At 74.2% G+C, this 7877-nt stretch carries 7 protein-coding genes and 1 pseudogene; 4 read left to right on the top strand and 4 right to left on the bottom strand.

The features are described 5' to 3' along the window. Window positions 1–767 (bottom strand): DUF2520 domain-containing protein (locus G3I41_RS29460; RefSeq protein ID WP_164403526.1); only part of this gene is annotated, 767 nt, incomplete at its 3' end. A 165-nt stretch (window positions 768–932) separates the two neighbouring features. Here G3I41_RS29460 and G3I41_RS29455 point away from each other — a divergent pair. Further along, on the top strand, window positions 933–2123 hold the full coding sequence (locus G3I41_RS29455) for a beta-eliminating lyase-related protein (RefSeq protein WP_164403524.1): 1191 nt from the start codon (window positions 933–935) through the stop codon (window positions 2121–2123). A 51-nt stretch (window positions 2124–2174) separates the two neighbouring features. Continuing rightward, on the top strand, window positions 2175–3293 hold the full coding sequence (locus G3I41_RS29450; RefSeq protein ID WP_164403521.1) for a DUF5937 family protein: 1119 nt from the start codon (window positions 2175–2177) through the stop codon (window positions 3291–3293). Between the two features lie 10 nt (window positions 3294–3303). Here G3I41_RS29450 and G3I41_RS29445 read toward each other — a convergent pair whose 3' ends face one another. Next, window positions 3304–3978: a response regulator transcription factor gene (locus G3I41_RS29445; RefSeq protein WP_164403518.1), complete on the bottom strand. Its 675-nt coding sequence runs from the start codon at window positions 3976–3978 to the stop codon at window positions 3304–3306. Window positions 3979–4003: 25 nt separating this feature from the next. Further along, window positions 4004–5221 carry a histidine kinase gene (locus G3I41_RS29440; protein WP_164403516.1) on the bottom strand — a complete coding sequence of 406 codons (1218 nt, stop codon included), beginning with the start codon at window positions 5219–5221 and terminating at the stop codon, window positions 4004–4006. Window positions 5222–5315: 94 nt separating this feature from the next. Between G3I41_RS29440 and G3I41_RS29435 the strand changes: the two genes are divergently transcribed. Then, window positions 5316–6344, top strand: coding sequence for an SAM-dependent methyltransferase (locus G3I41_RS29435; RefSeq protein WP_164403513.1), 1029 nt, complete (start codon window positions 5316–5318; stop codon window positions 6342–6344). A gap of 7 nt (window positions 6345–6351) precedes the next feature. Next, window positions 6352–7494 carry an NADH-quinone oxidoreductase subunit D gene (locus tag G3I41_RS29430; RefSeq protein WP_164403511.1) on the top strand — a complete coding sequence of 381 codons (1143 nt, stop codon included), beginning with the start codon at window positions 6352–6354 and terminating at the stop codon, window positions 7492–7494. Window positions 7495–7526: 32 nt separating this feature from the next. Here G3I41_RS29430 and G3I41_RS29425 read toward each other — a convergent pair. Then, window positions 7527–7877 (bottom strand): annotated as a pseudogene (locus tag G3I41_RS29425) (hypothetical protein); the annotation flags it as partial.

Below are 7877 nucleotides of genomic sequence, written 5' to 3'. Positions count from 1 at the left end.
TGCGCGGCGACCGTGCCGGCGTCGCCGCGCGCGACCGGGCCGGTGAGCGCCGCGTCGCCGGAGCGCAGGGCGTTGTCCAGGGCGGCGCCGAGCAGGGGGCCGAGCATCCGGTCGGGGGCGGCGACCCCCGCGGTGCGCAGCAGCTCCATCGACTGGGCGACCAGGGTGACCAGGTGGTTCGCGCCGAGGGCGAGGGCCGCGTGGTAGAGCGGGCGGGACTCCTCCGCGATCCATTCCGGCTCGCCGCCCATCTCGATGACCAGCGCCTCCGCGGCGAGCCTCAGCTCGTCCGGCGCGGTGACCCCGAAGGAGCAGCCGGCCAGCCGCTGGACGTCCACGGAGGTGCCGGTGAACGTCATCGCGGGGTGCAGCGCGAGCGGCAGGGCGCCGGCCCGGCGCGCGGGGTCCAGCACCTTCGTCCCGTACCGCCCCGAGGTGTGGACGATGAGCTGTCCGGGGCGGACCGCCCCGGTCTCGGCCAGGCCCTCGACCAGCCCCGGGAGTGCGTCGTCGGGGACGGTCAGCAGGACGAGGTCGGCGCGCGCGAGGACGTCGGCGGGCGTCACGAGGGGGACGTCGGGGAGGAGGTCGGCGGCGCGCCGCCGTGAGGCGTCGGAGACCCCGGAGACGGCGACCGGGCGGTGGCCGGCGAGGGCGAGGGAGGCGGCCAGGGCGGGACCGACACGGCCCGCCCCCACCACGCCGACGGTGAGCCGGGCGGGGCGGTCCCTCGCGTCGAGGGGGTCCTTGGGAGCTGTTGCGTTCACGCTGCGGGCCTTCCGTTCCAGTCCGCGGGGGGTACCGGACGATTCCCTTGCATGCTACGCCAGCGACCGCCCCGCCCTCCCGGCTGTCCACAGGCTGTGGACAGCGTCCCGGGCGGCCCCGGAAACGCGGTGGGCAGGTCCGGCGTTCTGCGTGATGATCGTCCCATGGCAGACATGAACACGCAGGTGACGGACGAGACGGCGGAGCCGGAGAGCGAGGAGGCCCGGCGGTCGCGCCGGATCGCCGCGTGGCGGCGGGCCGGGCGCGTGCTGTCCCGCAATCCGCAGGACCGCACGCTCGGCGAGCAGCTGGCCGCCCTGGCGGCGGACGCCGGGACGGTCACCGACCTGGAGCTCCCGGCGGACATCTACGGGGACGGTGTCGTCGGCGAGCTGGAACAGCGGGTCGCCGGACTGCTGGGCACGGAGGCCGCCGTGTTCTTCCCGACCGGGACGATGGCGCAGCAGGTCGCGCTGCGCTGCTGGGCCGCCCGCACCGGCAGTCCCGTGGTCGCCCTGCACCCGCTCGCGCACCCGGAGGTGCACGAGAACGGCGCCTTCGAGGCGGTGAGCGGGCTGCGCACCGTCCACCCGACGACCGCTCCGAGGCTGCCGACCGCCGAGGAGGTCCGCGACTTCCCGGAGCCGTTCGGCACGCTGATGCTGGAGCTGCCGCTGCGGGACGCCGGTTTCGTGCTGCCCTCCTGGGAGGAGCTGGAGGCCGTGGTGGCCGCCGCGCGCGACCGCGACGCCGTCGTCCACTTCGACGGGGCCCGGCTGTGGGACTGCGCCACGCACTTCGGGCGCGGGCTGCCGGAGATCGCCGCGCTCGCGGACAGCGTGTACGTGTCGTTCTACAAGTCCCTGGGCGGGATCTCGGGGGCCGTGCTCGCCGGTTCCGCCTCACTGGTCGAGGAGGCCCGCCTCTGGCGCCACCGGTACGGCGGTCAGCTCTTCCAGCAGTTCCCGGCGGCGGTCGCGGCCCTCGCCGGGCTCGACCGGGAGCTGCCGAAGCTGCCGTCGTACGCGGAGCACGCGAAGGTGGTGGCCGGGGCGCTGGCCGAGGGGTTCGAGGCGGCGGGAACGGGCTGGTTCCGGGTGCACCCCGAGGTTCCGCACACGCACCAGTTCCAGGTGTGGCTGCCGTACGACGCGGAGGCGCTGAGCCTGGCGTCGGTGCGGCAGGCCGAGGAGACGGGCACGCTGCTCTTCCGCCGCTGGTTCACGCCGGACACGGGGGCGCCGGGGGTGGCGTTCACCGAGGTGACGGTGGCGGAGGCCGGGCTGGAGTGGAGCGCCGAGGACGTACGGGACGCGGTGGCCGCGTTCCTGGAGCGGCTGGACGGGAAGAGCTGAGGCGGCGGGGCCCCGGCCCCGGCTGTCACAGCCACCCGGCACCATGGACCGGTGAGCGTCACCATCGGTATCGCGGGGCTCGACCCCAGCCGCATCGTCTTCCGGACCTCCCCCCTCGTGGAGCTGGGCGTCGCCCTGCACGCCCTCTCCGAGCCGGGGCACCATCCGGGCCTGCACGGCTGGGCGACGGCCACCGCCACCGCCCTGGAGCCCGATCTCGCCGACCGGCTGCACGAGGCGGAGTTCCTGTGGCGGAACACCTTCTCGGACGTTTTCATGCCGTTCGCCGGGGTCGTCGGGGGAGACGGCACGCCGGGTGAGGACCTCGCCGCCGATCTGGACATCCTGGACCGGCTGGACGACGACCGGTTCGTCTCCGCCGCCCTGGAGTTCACCTGCGCCGCGTTCTACGGGACCGGCGCGGCCTCCCCGCTGCGCAACGCCGGGGCGCGCGCCCGGGCGCTGGACATGGCGGCGGCGCGCGGCCCGCGCCAGGTGGAGTTCACCAAGCGGCTGCTGGCCGACCCCGCTCCCGTACGCCGCTGGCTGCGCCGCCTGTTCGAGGACTGCGACCAGGCGTTCTTCGCGGACACCTGGGAACGGGTGCGGCTCCCGCTGGCCGCCGACGCGCGGCACAAGACGGACCTGCTGCGGCGCAAGGGGCTCGCCGAGGCGATACGGGCGGTCTCGCCCGCGCTCACTCTCGACCCGGACGGCGGCAGGATCAGCGTCGACAAGCTGACCGAGGGGGCGACCGACGCGACGGACCCCGCCGTCGGCCCCGGGCTCACCCTGATCCCGACCAGCTTCGGCCGCCCGCATCTGATGGTGCTGCACGCCCCGGGCTGGCGCCCGGTGATCCACTACCCGGTGCACCGGCCGGAGCTGCCCGCGCCCGCCTCGGTGGAGCTGCTCCGGCTGCGGCTGGAGGCGCTGGCGCACCCGATGCGGATGCGGCTGTGCCGGAACATCGCGCGTTCCCCGTACACCACCGGCGAACTCGCCGACACGAACGGGATCACCCCGCCCGAGGTCTCGCGCCATCTCGCGGTGCTCAAGAGGGCCGGTCTGGTCACGACCCGGCGCCGGGGCCGGTACGTGCTGCACCAGCTGGACCTGACCGTGGTGGCCCGGCTCGGCAGCGACTTCCTGGAAGGGATCCTCCGCTGAGGGACAGCCCTTAGGAAGCCCCGCCTCCGGCGCGGACGAGTCCCGTCTCGTACGCGAGGACGACGACCTGCACCCGGTCGCGCAGGGACAGCTTGGTCAGGATGCGGCCGACATGGGTCTTCACGGTCGCCTCGGAGAGCACCAGGCGCCCCGCGATCTCTCCGTTCGACAGGCCCTGCGCGACGAGCAGCATCACCTCGCGCTCGCGTTCGGTGAGCCTGGCGATGTCCTTGTGCTGCGGTTCCTGGGTGCCGCTGGGCAGCATCGGCGAGAAGCGGTCGAGCAGCCGGCGGGTGGTGGACGGGGCGACGACGGCGTCCCCGCTGTGCACGGAGCGGATCGCGGCGAGCAGCTCGCCCGGCGGCACGTCCTTCAGCATGAAGCCGCTGGCCCCGGCCTTCAGCCCGGAGAACGCGTACTCGTCCAGGTCGAACGTGGTCAGGATCAGCACCTTCGGCGGGTCGGGCTGCGCGCAGATGCGGCGGGTGGCCTCGACGCCGTCCAGCTTCGGCATGCGGACGTCCATCAGCACCACGTCCACGGCGGTGGCGCGCAGGATGTCGATCGCCTCCGCGCCGTCACCGGCCTCGGCGACCACCTCCATGTCGGGCTGGGCGGCGAGCACCATCCGGAAGCCGGTGCGCAGCAGCACCTGGTCGTCGACGAGCATCACGCGGATCGCCATGGGGGCCTTTTCTCTCCTCGTTCGTTCAGCGGTCGGCGGCCTTGAGCGGCAGCAGCGCGCTGATCCGGAATCCTCCGCCGGGTCGCGGCCCGGCGTCCAGCGTGCCGCCGACCATGCCGACCCGTTCCCGCATGCCGATCATGCCGTGGCCGGCGCCGTCGGCGCCCCCGTCCTCGTACAGCTCGTGCGCGGCGCCCCGCCCGTCGTCCTCGACCAGCAGGCCGAGCCCGTCGTCGAAGTAGACCAGCCGCACGCTGGCCCCGGCGTGCGGGCCGCCGTGCTTGCGGGTGTTGGTCAGGGCCTCCTGCACGATGCGGTACGCGGTCAGCTCGACGCCGCTGGGCAGCGGGCGGGCGGTCCCCTCGACCTTGAAGTCCACCGCCAGACCCGCCTTGCGGACCTGCTCGATCAGCTCCTCGATCTGTTCGACGTCGGGCTGCGGGACGTACTCCCCGCTCTCCTGCGCGTCACCCGTCCGCAGCACCCCGAGCAGCCGCCGCATCTCCGCGAGCGCCTGGCGGCCGGTGCCGGAGATGGTCTCCAGCGCCTGCCGGGCCTGGTCGGGCGCCGCGTCCATGACGTAGGCGGCGCCGTCGGCCTGCACCACCATCACGGAGACGTTGTGCGCGACGACATCGTGCAGTTCGCGGGCGATGCGGGCCCGTTCGGCGGCCACCGCGACCTTCGACTGGGCCTCGCGCTCCCGCTCCAGGCGGGCCGCCCGCTCCTCCAGCTGGTCGAAGTAGGCCCGCCGGGTCCGCATCGAGTCGCCGAGCACCCAGGCCAGCACGAAGGGCACCGTCAGCACGGCGACGACGAACACCGTCTGCGCCCAGTTGCGCGGGGTGCCCTCCTCGTTCGGCCAGCGGAGCTGGGAGATCGTGGCGGCGGTCAGGCTGCACGCCAGGGCGAGCCGGGAGGCCCAGCGCTCACCCACGGTGGCCACCGTGAAGGTGATGACGAGCATCGCGAAGTCGGCGACGTTCGGCCGGACGCCGCAGATCAGCTGGACGACGCCCATCGCGATGGCGAGCAGCAGCATCTTCTCCGGCGCGCGGCGGCGCAGCGCGACGACGAGGCAGAGGCCGAGGACGACCGGCACGACCGCGATCCGTTCGAGACGCCCGCCGTGCCCGACGTCGCCCACCACGATGGTCATGCCGGAGAGCCCGAGGAGGAAGACAGCCCAGAAGCTGTCGACGCCCGTCGGGTGCCGGCGGATGAAATCGTAGAGGCGCTGCACGTAACCCAGCGTAAAGAAGGCCGGGGGCCGCCGGGTCAACCGAAGGGCCGATCCGGGTCCCCGGACCGTACTCCCCAAGGTGGAGACTGAGGCCGTGACGGATGAGTGGCGCGGGTGGCAGGAGGCGGCGGAGACCGCCCTCTACGGCGACGAGGGTTTCTACCGGCGCCCCGAGGGCCCCGCGGGTCACTTCCGTACCTCTGTGCACGCGTCTCCGCTGTTCGCCACCGCCGTCGCCCGGCTCCTGGTCCGCACGGCGGCGGACCTCGGCACCGCGCACGTGGACCTGGTCGACATGGGCGCCGGGCGCGGGGAGCTCGTCACCGGCGTCCTCGCCGCGCTCCCGGCCGAGGGCGGGGCGGACCTCGCGGTGCGTGCGTACGCGGTGGAACTCGCCGCCCGCCCCGCGGACCTGGACCCCCGGGTGGAGTGGTGCGCCGAGCCGCCGCACGGGGCGCGCGGGCTGCTCTTCGCCAACGAGTGGCTGGACAACGTGCCGCTCCCCGTCGCGGAGACGGACGCCGAGGGCGTCGAACGGTACGTCGAGGTCCGCGCCTCCGACGGCGCGGAGCGGCTGGGCGCTCCGGTGACCGGGCCGGACGCGGAGTGGCTGCGCCGCTGGTGGCCGTCGGCCGGACCGGGCAGCCGGGCGGAGATCGGCCGCCCGCGCGACGAGGCGTGGGCGGCGGCGGTGTCGGCCCTGTCCGCCGGGCTGGCGGTGGCGGTGGATTACGCGCACGTACGCGGGGAACGCCCGCCCTTCGGCACGCTCACCGGTTTCCGCGCGGGCCGCGAGGTCCGTCCGGTGCCGGACGGGAGCTGCGACCTGACGGCGCACGTGGCCCTGGACGCGTGCGCGGCGACGGCCCCGGGCGGGACCGTACGCACCCAACGCGAGGCGCTGGCAGCCCTGGGCATCGCGGGCGAACGCCCGCCCCTGGCCCTGGCGTCGACGGACCCGGCGGCGTACGTCCGCGCCCTGTCCACGGCGGGCGAGGCGGCGGAACTGACGGCCCGGGGCGGTTTGGGCGACTTCGGCTGGCTGAGCCACGTGGTCGGCCCCTCCGGGGATGGAGGAGCAGGTCCGGGGCAGAGCCCCGGGCAAGGGCGCGGCACGCAATAATCGCCCCATGACGGAGACGACCATCGGCATCGGCGGCGCGGCCGAAAGCACCGACATGGTGCTCAACATCGGCCCCCAGCACCCCTCCACCCACGGCGTGCTCCGCCTCCGCGTCGTCCTGGACGGCGAGCGCGTCCAGCACGCCGAACCGGTCGTCGGCTACATGCACCGCGGCGCGGAGAAGCTGTTCGAGGCCCGCGACTACCGCCAGATCATCATGCTCGCCAACCGCCACGACTGGCTCTCCGCGTTCTCCAACGAGCTGGGCGTCGTGATGGCCGTCGAGCGGATGCTCGGCATGGAGGTCCCGGAGCGCGCGGTCTGGACCCGCACCCTGCTGGCCGAGCTGAACCGGGTCCTCAACCACCTGATGTTCCTCGGCTCGTACCCGCTGGAACTCGGCGGGATCACCCCGGTGTTCCACGCGTTCCGGGAGCGCGAGGAGCTTCAGGCGGTGATGGAGGAGGTCTCCGGCGGCCGTATGCACTACATGTTCAACCGGGTCGGCGGCCTCAAGGAGGACCTGCCGGCGGGCTGGCTCGGCCGGGCCCGGGACGCCGTCGCCTCGGTCCGCTCCCGGATGGACGTGTACGACGGACTGGTCCTCGGCAACGAGATCTTCCGGGCCCGCACCCGGGGCGTCGGCGTGCTGTCGGCCGGGGCGGTGCACGCGTACGGGGTGTCCGGGCCGATCGCCCGCGCCTCGGGCGTCGACTTCGACCTGCGGCGCGACGAGCCGTATCTCGCGTACGGAGAGCTGTCGGAGACGCTGAAGGTCGTCACCCGGACCGAGGGCGACTGCCTGGCCCGGTTCGAGTGCCTGCTGGAGCAGACGCACAACGCCCTGGACCTCGCCGACGCCTGCCTGGACCGGATGGCGGACCTGGCGCCGGGGCCGGTCAACCAGCGGCTGCCGAAGGTCCTCAAGGCCCCCGAGGGCCACACGTACGCCTGGACCGAGAACCCGCTCGGCGTCAACGGCTACTACCTGGTGTCCAAGGGCGAGAAGACCCCGTACCGGCTGAAGCTGCGCTCGGCGTCGTTCAACAACATCCAGGCGCTCACCGAACTACTGCCGGGCACGCTGGTCGCCGACATGGTGGCGATCCTGGGCTCGCTGTTCTTCGTCGTCGGCGACATCGACAAGTAGCGCGCCCCCGCGACCCGGCGGGCGCCGGCGCGTTACGAGATCGCGCTGCGCAGCTCCGCCACGTCCAGCTGCTCCGTCTCGTCGTGCGCGGTGAGGTCGATGACCTTGCCGACGGCGCGGTCCTCCGGCGCGTCCGGGCGCTGCGCGGCCAGGACCTCCTCGCCCACCACGTCGGCCAGGTCCTCGTTCTGCACGGCCTCGATGGCGGAGCGCTCGGCCCCGGCGGGCACGGCCTTCTGCGTACCGAAGAAGTCGAAGCCGCCCTGCGGGACCAGGTGGCGGCGGGACGCGGCGTACGGGACGACCGCGCTGGCGGCCGGGACCGGGCGCGGGGCGGGCGGCTGCGCGGCGGGCCGGGTGGCGGGCAGGGCGGCCCTCGGCTC

This window comes from Streptomyces sp. SID9727 (assembly GCF_010550605.1).
In the GTDB taxonomy this organism is placed as follows: domain Bacteria; phylum Actinomycetota; class Actinomycetes; order Streptomycetales; family Streptomycetaceae; genus Streptomyces.
The sequence above is the reverse complement of the archived record's forward strand: the minus strand, read 5'-3'. Positions and strand labels throughout refer to the sequence as shown.